Genomic DNA, 23453 nt, shown 5'->3' with positions numbered 1-23453 from the left:
CTGGTTAAGCCCTAGAGATTAATTACTCTGGGGCATTTTTTTCTTCATTTCCCCCAGCAACAACATCAGGTAAGGAACGCTTGAATATATATAGCCAAGCTAAACCAAATAATCCTAAAGTCATTCCCCCTAAACTTACCATTTGTGCCATCCGTAAAGGTCCTAGCATTAAGCTATCTGTGCGTAAACCTTCAATCCAAATCCGTCCCAAGCTATAAGCAACCCAGTAAACTAAAAATAACGTCCCTACTTTCAACCGGGATTTTTTAGCTAAAGCTCGAAAAAACAAAGTTATTAACAATGCAAACACCATTAAATTCCACAACGATTCATAAAGAAAAGTGGGATGGAAATATTCAAAATTCACTAAATCCAAAGGACGACGATCTGAGGGAATATATAACTTCCAAGGTAAACTAGTTGGTCTGCCAAAAGCTTCCGAGTTGAAAAAATTTCCCCACCGACCAATTGCTTGCCCTAATATTAATGAAGGAGCAACCAAATCAGTCAATTGCCAAAAAGATACCTTATTCAGTCTAGCAAAAATTAACGCCGCGATCGCACCGCCAATAATTGCCCCATGAATAGCAATACCCCCTTGCCAAATTGCAATTATCCGTTCTGGATGTTGAGAATATTCTGGCCATTGAAACAAAACATAATATAACCTAGCGGCGGGAATAGCTGCAATCACCAACCAAATTGATAAATCACTAATTAAATCGGGATTAACATGACGACGCTTGGCTAGGTATTGAGAAAGACTAACACCAATTAACACAGCAGAAGCAATTAACAACCCATACCAACGAATAACAATTGGTCCCAATTTAACCACAATCGGACCAGGGGAAGTAAATAAAAACCCCAAAGGCAAAACAGAAAAATCCACTACCATACAAAATTACCTATAGGAATTTGAAATCTATGGAGATGAAACACAATAATATAGTATGCCTTAGTCACTATAGCGATAAGTAATTCGGCAAAATTAAAATCATTAGTCAGTTGTCAGTTGTCAGTTGTCAGTTGTCAGTTGTCAGTTGTCAGTTGTCAGTTGTCAGTTGTCAGTTGTCAGTTGTTCGTTGTCATTAGTAAAATTCCCCTCCCTACCCCCCTACCTCCCCCCTACCTCCCCTACCTCCCCCACCTCCCCTACCTCCCCTACCTCCCCTACCTCCCCACCTCCCCTACCTCCCCCACCTCCCCCACCTCCCCCACCTCCCCCACCTCCCCCACCTCCCCCACCCCCCACTCCCTGTGTTAGATTTAATAAAGTTCTGTTGAAAATCCGTCAATATAATCACTTAAAATAACATTGTGATTGCTATTTATCCTGGTAGTTTTGATCCCATCACCTTGGGACATTTAGACCTTATTCAGCGCAGTAGTCGCCTATTTGAACGAGTCATTGTTGCCGTCCTCCGCAATCCCCATAAAATGCCATTGTTTACAGTAGAGCAAAGATTAGAGCAAATTCGTCTAGCTACAAAACATTTACCAAATGTAGGAGTAGACAGCTTTGACGGTTTGACTGTAAAATATGCTCAAATGCAACAAGCGCAAGTTTTGTTACGGGGGTTAAGAGCGGTTTCTGACTTTGAGATTGAGCTACAAATGGCTCACACTAATAAAACATTGTCTACTCAGATCGAGACAGTTTTTCTGGCAACATCAAATGAGTATAGTTTTTTAAGTAGTAGTGTGGTAAAAGAGATTGCCAGGTTTGGTGGCTCTGTTGATCATCTTGTTCCCCCACACATTGCCCTAGATATATACCAATGCTACAACCAAAAATCCCTAGCCTCGAATCCAACCACAACGGCAACAATCCTCCCCCAAGAGAGTACGTGAATGGTATCCCCTCCATTGGCAATCCAGAACCAACAGCAGGGGTAGATATTCAGCAGGAACTCAACCGCTTAGAGGACATAGTTCTCTCTAGTTTGAGGATTCCCCTGACAGGACGAACTTTAATAGATGAAGATAAATTACTAGAACAACTTGATTTCATCCGTCTTTCTTTGCCAACAGTGTTTCAGGAAGCACTCGATATTTTGGCACAAAAGAATGAAATTCTTCTAGAAGCGGAAGAATATGGACAACAGGTTGTAGATGTAGCCCAAGCAAAAAGAGCGCAAATTTTGGCAGAAAGTGATATCGTCAGGCAAGCACAGCGGGAAGCTGACCAACTACGGCGACAAGTCCAGGACGATTGTGAAACAATGATGCAAGACACTCTTGCGGAAATTGACCGTAAACGTCGCGCTTGTCAGCAAGAATTAGAAGAAATGCGCCAAACGGCAATTTCTCAAGCTGAAGAAATTGAAGATGGTGCTGATAAATACGCCGATAACGTTCTGGCTAATATTGAACAGGATATACAGGAAATGTTAAAAATTATTACTAATGGCCGCAAACAATTAAATTCTGCTAATGTCCCCAAAAATGGAGATCATCCCCAACAACGCCCCCATAATTCCAAAAAAAGATAGTATCACCTCGTTCCCAGTCTCTGACTGGGAATGCTATCACAGAGGCTCTGCCTCTTAATCATATTCTCATTTAATTACTATTTTGAAGGATAGCATCGAACGCAGATAAACGCAGATAAACGCGGATTTTTTTGTTCTCTCTGTTTATAGATAATTTTTTCTGCAAATTATATTTAATTCAATCAGAAGTTTTAATTTGATCTAGGATAATACTCGCTTATTTATCCGAATTTATGGTACAAATAAAACAATTAGAGAAGTTATTGTTCTGCTGACAATTAAGAAGGGGTAATTTTTATGGTAGAACCACTCACTGGCGCTGTTATTGTTTCTTTATTTTTCTCGGAAGCAATCAAGGAAGGTGGAAAATTTGCAGTTAAAGGTGTCGCAGATACTTTTGCAAAGTTGGTTAGCACTATTCGACAAAAGTTAACTACAGAAGGAATGGAAGGTTTATTAATTCGGGCTGAAAAAGATCCAACTGAAAAAAATAAACTTCAGTTACAAGATGAATTGCAAGAATACATTAATGCTGATGAAATTTTTGCTAATCAACTTAAATTGCTGGTTGAAGAACTCAAAACACAAGACCCTAAGATTCGTCAGGTAATTCTGAGTGGAATTGAATTAAATGGTGATTTACAAGCTCAGAATATCACTCAAAAAACTTCAGGAAGTAGTGGTTCTGTTGACCAAGAAATGCTCACCAATATCGAGGCTAATAATATTAATGTAGGTGATTTAACTCAAGAAGGTTAAGCTCTAATCATGAATACAAATCATCTCCCTCAAATTGTTCAGGAGATATTCAAAAATGTTCAAGCGGAACAATGCTCACCAATATCAAGGCTAATAATATTAATGTAGGTGATTTAACTCAAGAAGGTTAAGCTCTAATCATGAATACAAATCATCCCCCTCAAATTTCTCAAGAGCTTTTCAAAAATGTTCAAGCGCGTGATATCTCTGTGAGAGATATTACTCAAGTTTTTCAAACTGTCAATAATTTAAATGATTGGGATAAACCTCTAGGTTTTCCCCACAATATCCCTAATAGTAATACTCAAAAGTTTATTGGTCGAGAACATGAATTAAAGAAAATTCATCAACATTTACAAACTAGCAATCATGCTGTAATTTCTGCTATTCAAGGTATGGGTGGTATTGGTAAAACTGAATTGGCTACCCAATATTCTCTTGAGCATTTATCCCTAAAATCTTATCCGGGAGGTATTTGTTGGTTGTCGGCTACAAATCAAAATCTCGGTTTACAAATTATTGAATTTTGTCGCACACATTTCCGTTTAAATCCACCAGATAATGTATTATCAAAACAAGTAGATTGGTGTTGGCAAAGTTGGCCAACGGGTAATACTTTAGTAGTTATTGATGATGTCCAAAATTATCCGGCGATTCAGCCCTATTTGCCGCCACAATCATCTCAATTTAAGGTTTTGATCACAACTAGACTAAAACTAGATTTTCCTGTTTCTTGTACTTTGTCTTTACAAATCCTTTCTCTACCGGAGGCAATGGCATTATTATCGGAATTAATTGGTGAGGATAGGTTAAATCAAGAAACAGCACAAGCAGAAGAACTTTGTCAACGGTTAGGTTATTTACCACTAGCTTTACAATTGGTTGGTCGTTATGTCAAATATCGTCAGATATCTTGCGCGGAAATGTTGCAAAGATTAGCAGCTAAAGGTATCAATCATCCTGCTTTTGATATTGATGCTCATGACCCTACTTGGACTTTATCTATAACTCGTGGTGTTCAAGCTGCTTTTGAATTAAGTTGGGAAGTTATCAGTTATTCTGCTCAAGAGTTAGGTTGTCTACTCAGTTTATTTGCTTTAGCTCCCATTCCTTGGTTATTGATTCAAAGTGCTTCACGGGAGAAAAACATAGAAAATCTAGAAAATGCCAGAATTGAATTAGAACGATTACATCTTTTACAAAGTGAAAATTATGATCATTATCAATTACATCAACTAATTCGTGATTTTTTACAAGTCAAGTTAGAAAAACTGTCAACGGTTACACAAAAAAAGATCACCTTGGCAAACTTTTTGTTTTTAGATATTGGTCAACTTTTTAGTAATTTATTCAATCGTCAATCTGTCAGCACCACACTAAAACGTAATTTTTGCCAAGCAATGGTTAATATAGCTCAAGAAATTCCTGACCAACCAATACAGAAAGATATTCAAAGGTTCAAATTAGCTATACCCCATTTACAGGAAGTAGCAGATCATTTACTGGATACTGTGAGTGATAAAAATTTAATTTGGGTTTTTGAGGGAGTGGGAAATTTTTATGAAGGACAAGGATTATATAATGATGCAGAACCTTGGCGAAAACAATGTGTATCATTGCTAAAACAGCGTTTAGGTGATGATCATCTTGATGTTGCTACTGGTCTTAACAATTTGGCATTCCTTTACTATTCTCAAGGCAAGTACAAGGAAGCAGAACCTCTCTACCAAAAAGCTTTAACTCTCTGGCAAAAACTGCTGGGTGATAATCATCCCCGTGTTGCTGTCAGTCTCAACAATTTGGCAGAACTTTACCATTCTCAAGGCAAGTACAAAGAAGCAGAATTTCTCTACCAACGATCTTTAGCTCTCAGGCAAAAACTGCTGGGTGATGATCATCCTGATGTTGCTACTGGTCTTAACAATTTGGCATTACTTTACCAATCTCAAGGCAGGTACAACGAAGCAGAACCTCTCTCCCAACAAGCTTTAGCTCTCTGGCAAAAACTGCCGGGTGATAATCATCCTCGTGTTGCTACCAGTCTCAACAATTTGGCAGGAATTTACAAATCTCAAGGCAAGTACAAGGAAGCAGAACCTCTCTACCAACAAGCTTTAGCTCTCTGGAAAAAACTGCTGGGTGATGATCATCCTGATGTTGCTACCAGTCTCAACAATTTGGCAGAACTTTACAAATCTCAAGGCAAGTACAAGGAAGCAGAACCTCTCTACCAACAAGCTTTAGCTCTCAGGCAAAAACTGCTGGGTGATGATCATCCTCATGTTGCTTCCAGTCTCAACAATTTGGCCTCACTTTACAAATCTCAAGGCAAGTACAAAGAAGCAGAACCTCTCTACCAACAAGCTTTAAATATTTTTGAACAACAATTAGGAATAGATCACCCTCATACTATTACTGTTCGTGGTAATCTTGAACTTTTACGTAATCTTTAAGTAAATGCTGTTAATCTTAAAGCATTTATTTTTAGATAAATCTATTGGATAGGATAACAATAGCTTTGTTTAGCAATCTGATGTTTGACGTTAAGATTCGCATAAATTTCGTTGCTGTGACAATACTTTTGTTAAGCAATCTGCTAATACTGGTTTTTATTTCCTGTTTTCCGTTGCCTCTTGCTTCTTAACCCTTGCCGATTCTTCCTTTCAAAATAGGTTTACAATTAGACTGGCGATAAGCTATACTTTATAACTTCTGTACTTTGTATTTCCTCATGAACTTAGTTTGGGAAAGATTAACTTTATCTTCCTTACCACTGAAAGAATATTTGTCTAGCAGTTACCTCCATAAGTTTTTGGTGGGACTGTTAAAACCTTGGCGACAAAGTAGTATTTTCATCCAGTGGGGAGATATAATTGCTGTTGGCTTACTTAGCCTTGTTTATGGTCTTGCACCTTTTGTTTCTAGCACCTTAATGGGTTTATTGTTAGTAGCTTGTGTGGGATTGTGGTTATTATTGACCTTATCCGATGATTATACATCAGTTAATGCTCCTACTGCCACTCCCATTCATTTACTAGTATTGCTGTATTGGAGTATTGCTGCCATATCAACAGCATTATCACCGGTGAAAAAAGCAGCATTAGGTGATTTACAAACATTAACACTTTATTTATTGCTGTTTGTTCTTTGTGCTAGAGTGTTGAGAGTGGCGCGGTTTCGGTCTTGGTTAATTACCCTCTATTTGCATATATCCCTGATTGTCAGCGTCTATGGGTTGCGACAATGGTTTTTTGGTGCGAAGGCCTTAGCTACGTGGGTTGACCCAGAATCTTCTTTGGCTAAAACTACGAGAGTTTACAGTTACTTAGGAAATCCTAACCTATTAGCTGGATATCTTTTACCCGCTGTAATTTTGAGCTTAGTTGCCATTGTAGCTTGGCCGGGTTGGATTAGGAAATCATTAGCATTAACAATGTTTGTGGTTAACGCTACTGTTTTAATTTTGACCTTTAGTCGCGGTGGTTGGATTGCCTTATTAGTGGGATTATTGACAATAGCGGTGTTGCTGTTTTATTGGTGGAGTATAGAGATACCGAAATTTTGGCGGACTTGGTCTTTACCAATATTGTTAGGAACTGTAGTGGGGTTATTGATAATTGGATTGATATTTGTCGAACCTTTCCGGGTGCGAATCGTGAGTATATTTGCCGACCGCAAAGACAGTAGTAATAACTTTCGGAAAAATGTTTGGGAATCTGTGTTTCAAATGATCCGCGATCGCCCGATAATTGGTATAGGACCTGGACATGGTTCTTTTAATAAGGTTTATCCTCTCTATCAACGTCCTCGGTTTACGGCTTTAAGTGCCTATTCTGTGTTTCTAGAAACGATTGTGGAAACTGGCTTTTTGGGTTTTACCTGTTTCTTATGGTTAATAGTCGTCACCTTCAATACAGGATTTTTGCAACTGCGACGATTACGAGAAACTAAAAATATCGAGGGCTTATGGTTAATTGGGGCGATCGCTAGTATCCTAGGTATACTTGCTCAGGGTCTATTTGATACGGTCTTCTATCGCCCTGAAGTTAATACCCTCTGGTGGTTTATGGTGGCTTTAGTTGCCAGCCATTGGCAACCTTTAACCCGCAATAATCATAATCACGCTTAGAAAAGAGTTTCCTAACCCGCCTGGGAATGAATTCCCAGTCTAATAGTTCAAGTCCACTGAAGTGGACTCAAAGCCTTTAACAGTCGTCTTCAGACGACTTTTGCTATAAGACTCCGAATTCATTCGGAGGTGGTTGTGGGAATTTCCCCTGCCCTCTGCCTCCTAGTACCTCTTCATTGCCCTTTGCATATCCCGTTGATCATCACGACGTTTGAGGCTTTCGCGTTTGTCGTGGAGTTTTTTACCTTTACCCAGGGCAATAACTATTTTTACCCAGCCCCGTTTTAGATACATTTTTAAGGGGACTAGGGTTAAACCTTCCTGTTGTACCCTCCCAATAAGTTTACGCAGTTCTTGTTTATGAAGTAATAACTTGCGGGTTCGTCTGGGTTCGTGATTAAAATATGCACCGCTGGAGGTATAAGGAGAAATATGTACGTTAATTAACCATGCTTCCCCGTCACGAAGCAACGCATAACCATCTTGTAAATTGGCTTTACCGGCACGAATTGACTTGACTTCAGTTCCTGTCAATTGAATACCCGCTTCATAGGTTTCTATGATTTCATATAAAAACCGTGCTTGCCGATTATCACAAATAACTTTGTAACCTTCACTCTGTTTATCACTCATCAAAAATCTTCTTAAGTTTTAATAAATACGCCCAAAAATTTCTTTAGACTGGCTTTTTCTTTAATTGTAGTCCAAAGGGACTGGTGATTAGTCATTGATCAAAAATCCTCCTCTCTTTTTTGGAGATTACGTAAAGTTTTATGAACAATTTGTGAAAATTTAATATTTTCTTTAGAAATCACTGATGATGTCATCATGAGTAAGTAATCTTGTCATAGTATTAGAGATAGAATTAGTATTCTTGCTTGTGTCTATTAATATTTGTGATTACAGTAAATTGCTCAACCAAAAGATTATAGGGGTGTACTATCCATGCCCTTGACTATTCTTGTCGCAGATGACGATTTAGGTACACGCCTATCTATTAGTGATTATCTTGATCTGTCCGGGTATAATGTTATAGCTGTTGATAATGGTGTAGACGCTTTGGCTATGATTGAAAAGCGTCATCCTGATTTGATGGTGACAGATATTATGATGCCACAGATGAATGGTTATGAGTTGGTGCGTCGTGTTCGTCAACTATCAGCCTTTCGATTATTACCTGTGATTTTGTTGACAGAAAGAACGAAAACTCAAGAACGAATTTTGGGATATCAGTCTGGCTGTGATTTGTATTTGTCTAAGCCATTTGAATTGGAAGAAATAGCCGCTGCTATACGTAATTTGTTAGAGCGATCGCAAATCATCCAATCAGAATGTCGTTTTCTTTATCAGGAAGAAATCAGTTTTGCCACATATACAAAAGCAAAAAACGGTCATATTTCTATCCCTACTCAGGTACAACAATCTCAAGTATTGACACCGCTAACTGTTAGAGAAACAGAAGTTTTAGACTTATTAACTCATGGTTTGTCTAATGGAGAAATTGGTAATCATTTACATTTAAGTCCGCGCACGGTGGAGAAATATGTGAGTAGTTTATTGAGAAAAACAGAAACTAGTAATCGTGCTGAATTGGTTAGATTTGCGATAAAACATGATTTAGTAGAATAGGATTTTTGTCCAAATTGACATTTTTAGTCTGGTAATATTCAGGGAAATTGAGTATTTTGAGGGTGCGTTAGTAAGTCCATAACGCACCAAAATATAACCGGACTAAAATTTACAAATAGACTCTGGTTCTACGGGACATTGTTTAGAGGTAAGTGGATTTTTCGCAAGGTCAAGAAAAGTCAAATTAGTGAGATTAGACAAAGGTTTGATATCGCTGATTTTATTTCCCCCAAGGGAAAGATAAGCCAAATTAGTCAGATTAGACAAAGGTTTGATATCGCTGATTTTATTTCCCGAAAGGGAAAGAGAAGTCAAATTAGTGAGATTAGACAAAGGTTTGATATCGCTGATTTTATTTCCCGAAAGGGAAAGAGAAGTCAAATTAGTGAGATTAGACAAAGGTTTGATATCGCTGATTTTATTTCCCAAAAGGGAAAGAGAAGTCAAATTAGTGAGATTAGACAAAGGTTTGATATCGCTGATTTTATTTCCCAAAAGGTCAAGAAGAGTCAATTTAGTCAGATTAGACAAAGGTTTGATATCGCTGATTTGATTTCTCGAAAGTTTAAGTTCAGTCAAATTAGTCAGATTAGACAAAGGTTTGATATCGCTGATTTTATTTTCCCCAAGGTAAAGCCGAGTCAAATTAGTCAGATTAGACAAAGGTTTGATATCGCTGATTTTATTTTCCCTAAGGTCAAGATAAGTCAAATTAGTCAGATTAGACAAAGGTTTGATATCGCTGATTTTATTTCCCGAAAGGTCAAGATAAGTCAAATTAGTGAGATTAGACAAAGGTTTGATATCGCTGATTTGATTTCCCCCAAGGTAAAGAGTAGTCAAATTAGTCAGATTAGACAAAGGTTTGATATCGCTGATTTTATTTTCCCTAAGGTTAAGAGAAGTCAATTTAGTCAGATTAGACAAAGGTTTGATATCGCTGATTTTATTTTCCTCAAGGGAAAGAGAAGTCAATTTAGTCAGCGTTTGATTAGCTTGACTACAATTTCGGGTTTCAGCAACTTTTAATAATGCTTCTACCGTTCGTTTCGTCTCTTGAGGTAAACTGGCTTTTTGTTGACACCATTCTTTAAAGGTCTTAGGTGTTTTTATAGGTGCTGCGGTGACTTTTGGGGTATAAAATCCTAATGTCAAGATAAAAATGGTGGTCGCTACTACACTTAGTTTCATGATTTTAGTGATAAGAAGTTACAGTAATTTTATCATGTTGTCGTGCTGAATTGTTAGATTTGCGATCAAACATGATTTAGTAGAATAGGATTTTTGTCCAATTTGACATTTTTAGTCTGGTAATATTCAGGGAAATTGAGTATTTTGAGGGTGCGTTAGTAAGTCCATAGCGCACCAAAATATAACCGGACTAAAATTTACAAATAGACTCTGGTTTCAGGGGACATTGTTTAACGATAAGTGGATTTTTCGCAAGGTCAAGAGAAGTCAAATTAGTCAGATTAGACAAAGGTTTGATATCGCTGATTTGATTTCCCGAAAGGTCAAGAAAAGTCAAATTAGTGAGATTAGACAAAGGTTTGATATCGCTGATTTGATTTTTCCTAAGGCCAAGAGAAGTCAATTTAGTCAGATTAGACAAAGGTTTGATATCGCTGATTTTATTTTCCCAAAGGTAAAGAGAAGTCAAATTAGTCAGATTAGACAAAGGTTTGATATCGCTGATTTTATTTTTCCAAAGTTTAAGAGTAGTCAATTTAGTCAGATTAGACAAAGGTTTGATATCGCTGATTTTATTTTCCCAAAGGTAAAGAGAAGTCAAATTATTCAGATTAGATAAAGGTGCAGTATCGCTGATTTTATTTAGCGGAAGGTCAAGAGAAGTCAATTTAGTCAGATTAGACAAAGGTTTGATATCGCTGATTTTATTTTCCCCAAGGTAAAGATTAGTCAATTTAGTCAGATTAGACAAAGGTTTGATATCGCTGATTTGATTTCCCGAAAGGTCAAGAGCAGTCAAATTAGTCAGATTAGACAAAGGTTTGATATCGCTGATTTTATTTTCCGAAAGGTCAAGAGAAGTCAAATTAGTCAGATTAGACAAAGGTTTGATATCGCTGATTTGATTTTCCCCAAGGTAAAGAGAAGTCAATTTAGTCAGCGTTTGATTAGCTTGACTACAATTTCGGGTTTCAGCAACATTTAATAATGCTTCTACCGTTCGTTTCGTCTCTTGAGGTAAACTGGCTTTTTGTTGACACCATTCTTTAAAGGTCTTAGGTGTTTTTATAGGTGCTGCGGTGACTTTTGGGGTGTAAAATCCTAATGTCAGGGTAAAAATGGTGGTTGCTACTACACTTAGTTTCATGATTTTAGTGATAAGAAGTTACAGTAATTTTATCATGTTGTCGTGCTGAATTGGTTAGATTTGCGATAAAACATGATTTAGTAGAATAGGATTTTTGTCCAATTTGACATTTTTAGTCTGGTAATATTCAGGGAAATTGAGTATTTTGAGGGTGCGTTAGTAAGTCCATAGCGCACCAAAATATAACCGGACTAAAATTTACAAATAGACTCTGGTTTCAGGGGACATTGCTTAGAGGTAAGTGGATTTTTCGCAAGGTCAAGAAAAGTCAAATTAGTGAGATTAGACAAAGGTTTGATATCGCTGATTTGATTTCCCGAAAGGGAAAGATAAGTCAAATTAGTCAGATTAGACAAAGGTTTGATATCGCTGATTTTATTTCCCGAAAGGTCAAGATAAGTCAAATTAGTGAGATTAGACAAAGGTTTGATATCGCTGATTTGATTTCCCCCAAGGTAAAGAGTAGTCAAATTAGTCAGATTAGACAAAGGTTTGATATCGCTGATTTTATTTTTCCAAAGTTTAAGAGTAGTCAATTTAGTCAGATTAGACAAAGGTTTGATATCGCTGATTTTATTTTCCCAAAGGTCAAGAGAAGTCAATTTATTCAGATTAGATAAAGGTGCAGTATCGCTGATTTTATTTAGCGGAAGGTCAAGAGAAGTCAATTTAGTCAGATTAGACAAAGGTTTGATATCGCTGATTTTATTTCTCCCAAGGTAAAGATTAGTCAATTTAGTCAGATTAGACAAAGGTTTGATATCGCTGATTTGATTTCCCGAAAGGTCAAGAGCAGTCAAATTAGTCAGATTAGACAAAGGTTTGATATCGCTGATTTTATTTTCCGAAAGGTCAAGAGAAGTCAAATTAGTCAGATTAGACAAAGGTTTGATATCGCTGATTTGATTTTCCCCAAGGTAAAGAGAAGTCAATTTAGTCAGCGTTTGATTAGCTTGACTACAATTTCGGGTTTCAGCAACATTTAATAATGCTTCTACCGTTCGTTTCGTCTCTTGAGGTAAACTGGCTTTTTGTTGACACCATTCTTTAAAGGTCTTAGGTGTTTTTATAGGTGCTGCGGTGACTTTTGGGGTGTACAATCCTAAAGTCAAGGTAAAAATAGTGGTCGCTACTAAAGCTAGTTTCATGATTTTACAAGTTATACAAAAAAGCCACAGTAATTCTACCATCTTCTAACTTGCAAAATAAGTCTGCTTTTAGCTATTTTTCGGACGTTTTAGGGGAGTAGAATTAATAGGACCGAGAATTTGATTTAAATCCCGCAATTGTTCAGCCGTACCCATACAAATTAATGTATCTCCCGACATTAAAACAGTATCCCCAGTTGGACCACCAATGAGTTTACCATCAAGACGACGAATTGCCAGAACTAATGCTCCTGATTGCGATCGCAATTTCGCTCTTTGTAAACTTTGACCAACGAAGGGACACCTATCGGAATCTAGTAAAAATTCTTCCATATATAACTGACGGTCTGTACCAGAAAGCATCCCATCTACAAAGTCTAAAATCTGGGGTCTGAGGGCTGCTGCTGCCATGCGTTTGCCACCGGTAATATACGGTGAAATTACGGCATCTGCACCACCGCGTTGTAACTTTTGTACAGCTTCTTCCGTACTAGCGCGAGCGATCGCCCGAATGCCTGGATTCAGAGTTTTTGCTGAGAGAACAGTATATAAATTTTCCGCATCTGAAGGTAAAGCCGCCACAATACAAATTGCTTTAGTAATACCAACTTTTAACAAAGTATCATCTAACGTCGCATCACCTTGAAAAACAATGTAACCAATTTCCTGAGCTTTTTGGACAGATTCAAGTTCCGAATCAATAATTACAAAAGAAACAGCTTCAGCCTGAAATTCCTTAGCAATTTGTCGCCCAGTGCGGCTAAACCCACAGATAATATAATGTTCTGATAATGATTCCATTAAACGCCTTTGTTGTCGGAGTCGAATTCCTTCTAGAAAATAACCTTCAATGACTGCGGCTGTAAATCTATTGACAATATAAGTAAGATTGACCACACCCATTAAAATTAAGACAATGGTAAATAAACGCCCTCGACTACCTAATGGGTGAGTTTCTCCATAACCTACAGTTGCTAGAGTAATTACAGTCATGTAAGCTGCATCTTCCCATTTCCAGCCCTCAACCAGGGAATACCATAAAGTCCCGATTAGGAAAATACCAGCTAAAGCAAGCGCCCCAGCCATTAATTCTTTTTGAATCCGTTGATATTTTTGTTCAAGGGTAGAATACACAGGCAATTAAGAATTAGGAGTTAGGAGTCAGGAGTCAGGAGTCAGAAGGAAGAAAGAAGAAATAAGGAATAAGGAAGAATATGAGAAAGTGATAGTTTTTTGATAGTTTTAAAGATTATTCCTTGCACCTTATTCACATTTTATTTCCCTATAACTCTTGATTTATCAAGGTTTTATATTTATATGGTTAACATCACGCTACGCTATCAGCAAGTCCGAATTAAGAATTAAAAAACTTCTAATGTAAGGATTCACAATAAATAATATTTGCACAATTATGGGTGATTTTTCCTCCTTCTTCTTTCTTCTTCCTCCTGACTCCTGACTCCTGACTCCTGACTCCTTCTTCTTGACTCCTGACTCGGTGACTCCTGACTCCTTCTTCTAAAATCATCAAAAATTTTGCTCATATTTCCCAGAACCTAGTAAAGTATTACGATAAAAGCTTTTCAGGAGTAGCGGTAGTGAGCGTGCAAACTCTAATTGAACAAGCCACGAACCCCTTGGAGTCAGGTATTATGCCATCTACACCTTTTGATGTTGATAGCTTCGATGCGGCTGTCATGTCCACTTATGGACGGTTTCCTTTGGCTTTAGAACGGGGTGCTGGTTGCCGCGTTTGGGATAGTCAGGGCAACGAATATCTGGATTTTGTCGCGGGCATTGCCACTTGTACTCTAGGACACGCCCATCCAGCAATGGTAGAGGCTGTAACTAGACAAATCCAGAAATTGCATCATGTTTCTAATTTGTACTATATTCCTGAACAGGGTGAATTAGCTAAATGGATTGTTAATCATTCCTGTGCAGATAGAGTATTTTTCTGTAATTCTGGCGCTGAAGCCAACGAAGCAGCAATTAAACTAGCGCGGAAATATGCCCACACTGTCCTAGAAATTGCCCACCCAATCATTTTAACTGCCCATGCCAGTTTTCACGGAAGGACTTTAGCCACTGTGACTGCCACTGGACAACCAAAATATCAAAAGCATTTTGATCCTTTAGTTCCTGGTTTCCATTACGTCAATTACAACGATATTAGAGCAGTGGAAGCCGCTGTTACTGAATTAGATGAAGGTAATTATCGGGTCGGGGCAATTTTAATTGAACCATTGCAAGGGGAAGGTGGCGTTCGTCCTGGAGATATTGCTTACTTTAAGCGATTACGGGAGATTTGCGACGAAACCGGTATTTTGTTGATTTTTGATGAAGTACAGGTTGGTATGGGACGCAGTGGCAAATTATGGGGTTATGAACATTTGGGAGTAGAACCAGATATTTTCACCAGTGCGAAAGGTTTGGGCGGTGGTATTCCCATCGGTGCGATGATGAGTAAGAAATTCTGCGATATTTTCCAACCAGGAGAACACGCAAGTACATTTGGTGGTAATCCCTTTGTCTGTGGTGTGGCGCTGAGTGTGTGTGAGACTTTGGAAAAAGAAAATATTTTAGAAAATGTCAGAGAACAGGGCGCACATTTACGAGAAGGATTAAGAGCGATCGCTCGTCAATATCCTCAGCATATCTCAGAAGTGCGCGGTTGGGGTTTAATCAACGGCATGGAAATCAAAGCCGATATTCCTTTAACAGCCCCTGAAGTCGTCAAAGCGGCAATGGACGCAGGTTTATTACTTGTTCCTGCAGGTCCTAAAGTAGTGCGGTTTGTTCCTCCTCTCATTGTCACAGATGCAGAAATCAAGCAAGCATTAAAAGCTGTAGAAAAGGCATTAGCTAAAGTTACAGCTTAATTGATATAGCGGTATGCACTTGAATGAGATATAGTCAGCAAATCGTAAAGCCTGTAGGGGCGCAGGGTCTGCGCCCTCGACTATATTGCATCCTAGTGATAACCGCTATGATAATTCGTAATTTGTAGTTTTAAGAATTATCAATTACGAATTTTTTTTGGTTATATTTCTATTATTCCTGATCACATCTAAGGTTAATTATCATGAAATCCAATAAAATATTTAGATTAAGTTCACTGAGAACGTCAATTCACCTCGACGGCTACAACGTTACCCATTATCAAGAACTACATAAATTCTCTTCTGAAGCCGAAGCAGAAGCCTTTTTTAACGAAAGTATTCAAGAATTACTCACACATGGTTGGTATGATGTAGAATCTGTGACCGTAGATGAAAATAACAAAGATTTTACTCCAGATGAATTGTATGGGATGTTCTTAGAATTAAAAAATCAAGTAGATGAATTTGCCAATGCAATTATCAAACCTTCTATAGAAATTACGCCATATTCAACAACAGAAACTACCTTATGGCAAAGTAAATTTGGTGGTTTACCTTACCTTCCTAAAAATACGACCTATCCTGAAGCCCCAGATGGTACTCCCCTCCATCTTTTAGCACAAATCAACTTTTCAGAAACGCCGAATTTAGAAGATTTACCAGAAAAAGGCATACTTCAGTTTTATATTGAAGCATCAGGTCAAACAGCCTATGGAATTGAAGAATATCCGCAATTAAAACAAACAACTTTTCGAGTTATTTACTTTCCCGAACCAGATTTAAACATTGATAATCTCCTAAATAATTTTGATTTTTTACCTCCAGGAATAGGTTTACCATTAATAGACTGTTTGGCTTTGAATTTCGCTATTAAATCAACTCCCATGAGTGCATCAGATTATCGGTTTAGATCCTTAGTTAAAAGCCATTTTCCCATCTTTCAACAAAGTAATTTAACTAAAGCAATGGCAAATTCTTTAGAAGAACTGGTAGATGATTTTATTAATGAGTATGAAGAAAAATATGAAGAATCATTAGGAGGACATTGTTTAGGAGGATATCCCGCATTTGTCCAAAATGATGATCGTGCGGACTTGGAGGAAGAGGAAGGTTATGATTTTCTACTATTGCAAATGAACTCTGATGATGAACATTCAATTATGTGGGGAGATGAGGGAGTTGGTAACTTTTTCATTCAGCCTTCTGCACTTAAACGGTTAGATTTTTCTAAGATTTTGTACACCTATGCTTGTTGTTAAGAGAAGATGAATTATGTTTATCAGTTCTAGCATTGCCTTTATGGTAAAGAATTTAATTTTTGTAGGTTGGGTAGAACGAAGTGAAACCCAACATTAGCGGTGGGACAGCAAGGGGTGTTGGGTTTCGTTTCTCAACCCAACCTTGTATCTTAGAGGTATGTTAGAAGAAGTGGGTGCGATTCGTTGTTAGCTGAATCACGGTAATCAGTCCGTACATAAGCCAACCAACCTAATCCAATCATGGAAAGAGGTTGAACTCTCGGTCGGATATGGGTGTAAGTCCCATCTACCAGACTCAGGTATGACTCCCTATCTGCCCACGATGACCCGACTCGGTATCGGGAGGTCGAAGCTGGAAGACGCAATCAGACATCAGTTGTGGGGTGACACTTGGCGTTAACGGGGAGTTCCTACGGTGAAACAGAGCCTAGAAAAGCAACCTACTCTAAAGCAGGACACAACTCAAAATCCTTGACTTAACTGGAATTAATTCCCGCCGCATCTCCGCTTGATAGCGGCAAGAGTCTAGGGATTCCAGTGGTTGAAGTGGCTACACCTAACGGAACGATCAATCAACCGAGGGAACGAATAAAAACGGATTGAGGGTCTAGGGGAGGTCGAACCCCATAAGTAGGCTAGACGAGCAGCGGAATCCCCTCAATTCGGGTAGGACAGACCGTAATTGGTCTGAGGTGTTCAGAATACACAGATTGGAACAGAGCATGATTAGACACAGAGACAACTCTAGTGAATCCTGGAAGACGTTACCGTGGAAGAAATTCCGCCGTAACCTATTCCGCCTACAAAAACGCGTGTATAAAGCGGTTCAAGTTGGCGACAAGCGCAAAGCAAAGTCACTACAAAAGCTGATTCTGAAATCAACCGCAGCGAGATTACTGGCTATCCGTCAAGTAACACAGCTAAATACTGGAAAAAAGACAGCGGGAATAGACGGGAAAACCGCGCTCACATTCGAGCAAAGGTTTCAACTGAGTGAAAAGCTCAGAACCGAATGTAACGGCTGGAAACACCAGGGGTTGCGTGAAATACCCATCCCTAAAAAGGATGGAAAAACCCGGATTCTCAAAGTCCCCACTATTGCGGATAGGGCGTATCAATGCCTTGTCAAATACGCACTAGAACCAGCACACGAAGCAACCTTCCACGCTAGGAGCTACGGTTTCAGAACGGGACGCTCGGCACATGACGCGCAAAAATACTTGTTTGACAACCTACGCTCATTTTGCAATGGAAAAGATAAACGAGTTATAGAACTCGATATTGAAAAATGCTTCGACAGGATAAACCACACCGCCATAATGGATAGACTCATCGCTCCTTATAGCATAAGACAGGGAATTTTCCGATGTCTCAAAGCCGGAGTTAATCCAGAGTTTCCCGAACAGGGAACACCGCAGGGCGGGGTAGTGAGTCCACTATTAGCTAACATCGCCTTAAACGGGATTGAAAGTATTCATAGATATCATGGGGTATCTAACAGAAGAATCACCGACAAAACCCCCAGGAAAGATATTACCGAGCCAACAATTCGCTATGCGGATGACATGGTAATAATACTCCGACCCCAGGACGATGCCACAGATATACTTGACAAAATCAGTCAGTTCCTAGCAGAGCGGGGAATGAAAGTCAGCGAGAAAAAGACAAAGCTAACCGCCGCGACAGATGGGTTTGATTTCCTCGGCTGGCATTTCAAAGTCCAGAATAACGGAAAGTTTAGATGTGTCCCTTCAGTGGATAACTACAAAGCTTTTCGCAAGAAAGTAAAACACATCGTCAACAACTCGAATTATGGTGCTACCACAAAGGCTGAGAAATTAGCCCCAGTAGTTAGAGGTTGGAGGAATTATCACCGCTTTTGCAAGATGGACGGTTCACGTAACTCATTATTCCACATCGAAACAAGAGCATTTAGGGTATTCAACAGGGAAACGAAACAGAATCGCTACACTAGCAAGAAATTACTAGATAAGGCATTCCCATCAGTTCCCTACTCCGAAAACAAACACATCAATGTTAAAGGTGAAAAATCGCCTTATGACGGAGATTTAACTTATTGGAGCGAACGTAACAGTAAGCTCTATGACAGTCATACCTCTAAAGCCCTCAAACGGCAAAACCATAAATGTGGACATTGTGGATTAAAAATGCTTAGTGATGAAAAGGTACATCTGCATCATGTTGATGGAAACCACGAAAACTGGAAAATAAAGAACCTTTTAGCCATTCACGAAAGCTGCCACGATTATATTCACATGAGCAAAAGCGAAAGCTAAGAACATCGGAAGCTGGGTGCGGTGAAAGTCGCACGCCCAGATTTAACAGAGAGGGGCGCGGGATAATACCCGTCCTCGACTCTACCTAGACCGTCCCAACCTGGGTCAGAAAAGACCGCTTTGTAGCAAGGATCACCACAACAATCTCCATGACAGAACTCGAACAGTCGCCTGGGGTAAAAACTATGAACAAAGACATAGATAATATAGCCCGTATCGTGCAAGGATGAGTGAAATCAAGGGGATGAATAAAAACAAAACAAATTAAAAAGAAGTAATTGAAATTGGAGAGTTAAAAATGGATTATATCTCCCAATGGGTAGGCATTGACGTAAGTAAAGCAACACTTGATGTTTATATCCGTCCAATGGGTAAAGCATTTCAATTTGCTAATACTGAAACAGAAATAGCTAATCTAGTTAAGCAACTTCAATCTAACGATTTAAACCTAATCGTACTGGAAGCAACAGGAGGACTAGAAACAGAATTAATCATTCAATTGCAAGCGGCTCTTTTACCAGTAGCATTAATCAATCCTCGTCAGGGAAGAGACTTTGCTAAAGCTACAGGTAAGTTAGCCAAAACCGATGCCATTGATGCACAGATTTTGGCGCATTTCGGTGAAGCAATGAAACCGGAGGTGTTAGCAATCGAAAGTGAAATGTCACGTCAATTAGGCGAATTAATTAGTCGCCGAAGACAATTAGTAGAAATGTCTACAGCGGAAAAGAATCGCCGTGACCGCGCTCGTGGTAAAGCTTTGACAGATATTGAATCCCATATTGATTATCTTGAGCAACATCTTCAACAACTCAATCAAGAAATTGAGACGTTGACCCAAAATAATCAACAATGGATTGATAAAGTCAATCTACTCAAAACTACTCCTGGCATTGGTCAAGTAATTTCTACCACTTTAGTTTCTGACTTACCAGAATTAGGTCAATTAACTGCCAAACAAATCTCTCGCTTAGTTGGTGTTGCACCAATTAATCATGATAGTGGTCAGCACAAAGGTAAGCGCATGATTAATGGTGGTCGCGCCCATGTTCGTGCCATTCTTTATATGGGTGCTGTTGTTGCCATGCGTCATAATCCTGTTATCAAAACTTTTTATGAGCGCTTGGTTGAACGTGGTAAACCCAAAAAATTGGCCATTACTGCTTGCGTTCATAAAATGTTAGTTATTTTAAATGCGATGATTCGAGATCATCTTCCTTGGTCTATTTCTCAAGACTCACAACCAATTTCTGCATAAAGTTCTACTGTCGTTTTTATACCTCCAATCTAGTTTGGTAATTTATGGCAATCTATAATTTACCTGTTTTGTTCTGTTCTGTTTTTCTCCTCTATTTTCTGACTTTTTTCCTAGACTTTAAATTTTTCCTTAACGATCGCTTGACAATCAAGACAGTCGCTACAATAAATTTTGTTTTACTTTACACCTATGTTTGTTGTTAAAACGTGAGGAGAACAATTTATTTTATGTCTGAGAATAATACAAAAGGTTTCAAGAGTTTATTGATAATTCTAGGGATTATCTTTTTTATTGTCTTAATTTCTATTGTCTTGATATTTTCTTTTTCAGATTTTGCATTTTTAAATCCTAATGGTTTAACAATACATGAAAGATTACAGTATGGTATTCCAGCCGCCCAAACTACTGGAACAATTGTTGCTGGAATTGCCGTTTTTTTTAATGCTTACCAAGCGTCAAGAAGTGCTAACGCTGCTAATGAAAATGCTAAATCTGTATACAAAAATGCACAAGCAGCAGAAGATAAACAAATTACAGAACGGTTTTCTAAAGCCATTGAATTGCTTGGTAATGAAAAGACTGAAGTAAAATTAGGCGGAATTTATGCCCTAGAACAAATTGCTAAAGATGCGCCGAAAAAATATCATTGGACAGTTATGGAAGTCCTGACAGCTTTTGTACGAGAAAATGCACCTTTGAAGAAAGAAGAGGAAGGAGAGAAGGAGGAAATACCAAAACTTCGGACAGATATTCAAGCAGCCCTTACCGTTATAGGACGACGTAATTGTGAGAAATATCAGGGAACTCAGAGGCTTGATTTAAGTAATATTGATATCAGGGGGGCAATTCTTTCTCCTGAAGCGAACCTGGAAGGGGCAAACTTCGAGCAATCTAACTTGCAAGATGCAGATGTTCGGAAAGCCAACCTAAAAGGAGCAATTCTTGCACAGGCTAAATTACAAAGGGTCTTCCTTCAAGAAGCCAAATTGCAAGGGGCAGACTTCAGTGAAGCCAACTTAGAAATGGCACACCTTGATCACGCAAACCTACAAGATGCACACTTAACAGAAGCCAAACTACAACAAGCAAACCTTAACCATGCAAACCTACAAAATGCACAATTTCTAGAGGCTGACCTGGAAGATGCTTCCCTCCTAAAAGCTAACCTGAAAAATACAGACTTTGAAACAGCTATCCTGAAAAATACAGACCTTAGAGAGGCAATCCTTATGGGAGCGAAAAATTTAACATTAGAGCAGATTAAAGAGGCGATTGGCGATGAAAAGACCATTTTACCTGATTATCTTGATAGACCAAAATGTTGGAAAAAATCTGAGTAATTAAGCATTTTTAATTACTATTCAATTTTCGGAAAACTAATAATTTGCCAGCAATTCAAATTACAATGTTAATAGTGGGATCTAAACCACACTCTTGTTTCTCTCTTCCTTTGCGCCTCTGCGTCTCTGCGTGAGATAAAAAAGATGTAGTTCATTTACCTAAAAATCCCTATAAACAGTCCATATTCAGCAAACCATACTTAGCTTTGTCTATTAGCTAACAGAAATATCCACGATATATTGTTATAAATAATTTGACAAGTTCATATTGATTCCCAGGGTGTTATCTGCCATAAACACCACCTTGAGGAAATATATGCGCTATCAAATCTATGGCAAAAAACGTAGTTTTTCTGTAATACCTGCTATTAAATTTGTCAGTGTTACGTTTTTTTTTGGAACTTTAATCTATTGTGGTTTCTCTACCGGTTCGTTCATGATTTCTTATGTTACATCCAACTTAAACATTATTCGCCCTACCTCAATTACTGGTACTAAAGAACAGGAAAAGTGTGAGGCGAAAAATGCAGTTTGGCGTGATCATAAATGTTGGGACTCTGTTGAAAATCCTTAATTTTAAATTATATCAATTGATATGTTTCTGTGCTGGATATGTTGTGGTTGTTGGTTTGGAAATTTCTTGCTTGTACAAGCGGACTACCTTTTGCACATAGTCAGCCGTAAAGCCTTTATCGCAGCCTGTATAATTACCAGTCATCCACCAACAAGCGACACCACGCACAGCAGAAATGTTGAATAGCGTAATAAAACTTTACATATTGAAATAAACTTAGCCTATAAGTGCTATTTTTCATCTTATCCAAATAAGTTTTCTAAACCAATGAACATAACTTATTTCCTGACACATATAGGACTGAAGATAACGGAGTTTATCTAATAAAGTTTTGCCAAATTCTTGCGGTATTTCTATTAGTTGCAATATCAAATAAGCGATTAAACAGCACATTATCTGAATTCTAATTCCATTCTCATTCTTTGTCATAAGTCTGTCTAACTTGAGGTGCATTTTTAAGAATTTCCATAACAATTCAATTTGCCATCTTTGTATGTAAATTTCCATAATCTCTTGATTACTAACTTGCTCTTCTCCTTCATTTAATAAGTTTGTTGCTAAACGAAATTCACTCTTAGTTTCTATATCACAAAATGCTACTACTCTAATTTCCACTTCTCTTTCATCTTTGCCAACTTTACAATTACCATTTTCTAGCATTTCTAAAGTGACATTATTTTTAATTCTTAAGACAAAAGCTTTATTTTTTTGTTGTTTTAATTCAGATATTCTTTCGGAGGATGCAAATCCTCTATCCATTATCCCTACTCCTTTTGACGGAATTGCTTCTACTGTTTCTTGTCCATATTTATGGTCATGTCCTTGCCCAAAATGAATCACCATTCCACCAACTTCTGATGTCAAACTATCTAACCCACAAAATAGTTTTACTTGATGATATCCTTGACTCCATAATAATTTACTTGTTAATGTAATAATTGTTGAATCTATAGGAAATAATGCTTGGGTTTCTTCCTTTCCTTTTTTCTTTCTCAGTTGATTGTTTAATTCAGTTATTATCTCCAAAAATACTTGAGTATCTCTCTTTTTACTTGCCTTGGAAAAATTTGATATTTTTAAATCTATCCCTTGATTATTTAGTCTTTGAAATAAATCTCTCATACTCACTATACTTTTATCCATGACATACTGTAACCACACTGATACAAATGAAAATGTGTCCAGAACTGGATAATCTTTTTTGGGCAATGGTTTCAATATTGTTTTGACCACTTCTGGAAAATTCTTTAAGCGCATAATTTGATAATTCTTTATCTAGATTTTTTTAGATTGTATCAAATTATGGTACTTTTTTTTAATCTTTTCCTAACATTCAACACTTCTG

The 23453-nt window shown here is 38.0% G+C and carries 21 protein-coding genes; 12 read left to right on the top strand and 9 right to left on the bottom strand.

Going from position 1 to position 23453, the window contains the following annotated elements:
- Positions 1-22: 22 nt before the first annotated feature.
- A complete protein-coding gene (gene lgt / locus AA650_RS10675; protein ID WP_053539006.1) occupies positions 23-898 on the bottom strand; it encodes a prolipoprotein diacylglyceryl transferase in 876 nt (291 codons plus the stop codon).
- Positions 899-1320: 422 nt separating this feature from the next.
- Here lgt and coaD point away from each other — a divergent pair, with 422 nt between their 5' ends.
- The 5 genes from coaD to AA650_RS10650 all read left to right on the top strand — a co-directional run bounded on the left by coaD (position 1321) and on the right by AA650_RS10650 (position 7383).
- On the top strand, positions 1321-1854 hold the full coding sequence (gene coaD / locus AA650_RS10670; RefSeq protein WP_053539005.1) for a pantetheine-phosphate adenylyltransferase: 534 nt from the start codon (positions 1321-1323) through the stop codon (positions 1852-1854).
- On the top strand, positions 1782-2495 hold the full coding sequence (locus AA650_RS10665; protein WP_053539004.1) for a DivIVA domain-containing protein: 714 nt from the start codon (positions 1782-1784) through the stop codon (positions 2493-2495). Before coaD ends, AA650_RS10665 begins: the two co-directional genes overlap by 73 nt.
- Before the next feature lie 297 nt (positions 2496-2792).
- Entirely contained in the window at positions 2793-3254 is a 462-nt protein-coding gene (locus AA650_RS10660; protein WP_053539003.1) for a hypothetical protein, read from the top strand.
- Positions 3255-3394: 140 nt separating this feature from the next.
- Positions 3395-5707 (top strand): tetratricopeptide repeat protein, encoded by a 2313-nt coding sequence (locus AA650_RS10655; protein ID WP_081424200.1) that lies wholly within the window; start codon positions 3395-3397, stop codon positions 5705-5707.
- A 278-nt stretch (positions 5708-5985) separates the two neighbouring features.
- Complete coding sequence (locus tag AA650_RS10650) at positions 5986-7383, top strand: IctB family putative bicarbonate transporter (RefSeq protein WP_053539002.1); 1398 nt, start codon at positions 5986-5988, stop codon at positions 7381-7383.
- 162 nt (positions 7384-7545) lie between these two features.
- Here AA650_RS10650 and smpB read toward each other — a convergent pair whose 3' ends face one another.
- Positions 7546-8016 carry an SsrA-binding protein SmpB gene (gene smpB / locus AA650_RS10645; RefSeq protein ID WP_027400847.1) on the bottom strand — a complete coding sequence of 157 codons (471 nt, stop codon included), beginning with the start codon at positions 8014-8016 and terminating at the stop codon, positions 7546-7548.
- Between the two features lie 312 nt (positions 8017-8328).
- Here smpB and AA650_RS10640 point away from each other — a divergent pair, with 312 nt between their 5' ends.
- Complete coding sequence (locus AA650_RS10640; RefSeq protein ID WP_053539001.1) at positions 8329-9012, top strand: response regulator transcription factor; 684 nt, start codon at positions 8329-8331, stop codon at positions 9010-9012.
- 102 nt (positions 9013-9114) lie between these two features.
- Here the strand turns inward: AA650_RS10640 and AA650_RS10635 are convergent, their stop codons facing one another.
- From AA650_RS10635 to AA650_RS27835, 5 genes are all read right to left on the bottom strand, one after another.
- On the bottom strand, positions 9115-10203 hold the full coding sequence (locus tag AA650_RS10635; RefSeq protein ID WP_053539000.1) for a leucine-rich repeat domain-containing protein: 1089 nt from the start codon (positions 10201-10203) through the stop codon (positions 9115-9117).
- A 190-nt stretch (positions 10204-10393) separates the two neighbouring features.
- Positions 10394-11350, bottom strand: coding sequence for a leucine-rich repeat domain-containing protein (locus tag AA650_RS10630; protein WP_053538999.1), 957 nt, complete (start codon positions 11348-11350; stop codon positions 10394-10396).
- A gap of 191 nt (positions 11351-11541) precedes the next feature.
- A complete protein-coding gene (locus AA650_RS10625) occupies positions 11542-12498 on the bottom strand; it encodes a leucine-rich repeat domain-containing protein (RefSeq protein ID WP_053538998.1) in 957 nt (318 codons plus the stop codon).
- Between the two features lie 69 nt (positions 12499-12567).
- Positions 12568-13632: a potassium channel family protein gene (locus AA650_RS10620; protein ID WP_053538997.1), complete on the bottom strand. Its 1065-nt coding sequence runs from the start codon at positions 13630-13632 to the stop codon at positions 12568-12570.
- A gap of 238 nt (positions 13633-13870) precedes the next feature.
- Positions 13871-14026 (bottom strand): hypothetical protein, encoded by a 156-nt coding sequence (locus tag AA650_RS27835; protein ID WP_199924424.1) that lies wholly within the window; start codon positions 14024-14026, stop codon positions 13871-13873.
- A gap of 70 nt (positions 14027-14096) precedes the next feature.
- Here AA650_RS27835 and AA650_RS10615 point away from each other — a divergent pair, with 70 nt between their 5' ends.
- From AA650_RS10615 to AA650_RS10590, 6 genes are all read left to right on the top strand, one after another.
- Entirely contained in the window at positions 14097-15380 is a 1284-nt protein-coding gene (locus AA650_RS10615; RefSeq protein ID WP_053538996.1) for an aspartate aminotransferase family protein, read from the top strand.
- A 203-nt stretch (positions 15381-15583) separates the two neighbouring features.
- Entirely contained in the window at positions 15584-16639 is a 1056-nt protein-coding gene (locus AA650_RS10610; RefSeq protein WP_053538995.1) for a YwqG family protein, read from the top strand.
- A 722-nt stretch (positions 16640-17361) separates the two neighbouring features.
- Positions 17362-18936, top strand: coding sequence for a group II intron reverse transcriptase/maturase (locus AA650_RS10605; RefSeq protein ID WP_053537880.1), 1575 nt, complete (start codon positions 17362-17364; stop codon positions 18934-18936).
- A 298-nt stretch (positions 18937-19234) separates the two neighbouring features.
- Positions 19235-20194: an IS110 family transposase gene (locus AA650_RS27830; RefSeq protein ID WP_027404406.1), complete on the top strand. Its 960-nt coding sequence runs from the start codon at positions 19235-19237 to the stop codon at positions 20192-20194.
- Between the two features lie 227 nt (positions 20195-20421).
- Positions 20422-21534 carry a pentapeptide repeat-containing protein gene (locus AA650_RS10595; protein WP_053538994.1) on the top strand — a complete coding sequence of 371 codons (1113 nt, stop codon included), beginning with the start codon at positions 20422-20424 and terminating at the stop codon, positions 21532-21534.
- A gap of 316 nt (positions 21535-21850) precedes the next feature.
- Positions 21851-22108 (top strand): hypothetical protein, encoded by a 258-nt coding sequence (locus AA650_RS10590; protein ID WP_027400878.1) that lies wholly within the window; start codon positions 21851-21853, stop codon positions 22106-22108.
- 12 nt (positions 22109-22120) lie between these two features.
- On the opposite strand, the gene AA650_RS27825 is transcribed toward AA650_RS10590, so the two are convergent.
- Both AA650_RS27825 and AA650_RS10585 read right to left on the bottom strand, forming a co-directional pair.
- Positions 22121-22276: a hypothetical protein gene (locus tag AA650_RS27825; protein ID WP_199924423.1), complete on the bottom strand. Its 156-nt coding sequence runs from the start codon at positions 22274-22276 to the stop codon at positions 22121-22123.
- A gap of 69 nt (positions 22277-22345) precedes the next feature.
- Positions 22346-23365 carry a transposase gene (locus tag AA650_RS10585; RefSeq protein WP_053537527.1) on the bottom strand — a complete coding sequence of 340 codons (1020 nt, stop codon included), beginning with the start codon at positions 23363-23365 and terminating at the stop codon, positions 22346-22348.
- Positions 23366-23453 lie beyond the last annotated feature (88 nt).

The sequence above is a fragment of the Anabaena sp. WA102 genome (assembly GCF_001277295.1).
In the GTDB taxonomy this organism is placed as follows: domain Bacteria; phylum Cyanobacteriota; class Cyanobacteriia; order Cyanobacteriales; family Nostocaceae; genus Dolichospermum; species Dolichospermum heterosporum.
The sequence above is the reverse complement of the archived record's forward strand: the minus strand, read 5'-3'. Positions and strand labels throughout refer to the sequence as shown.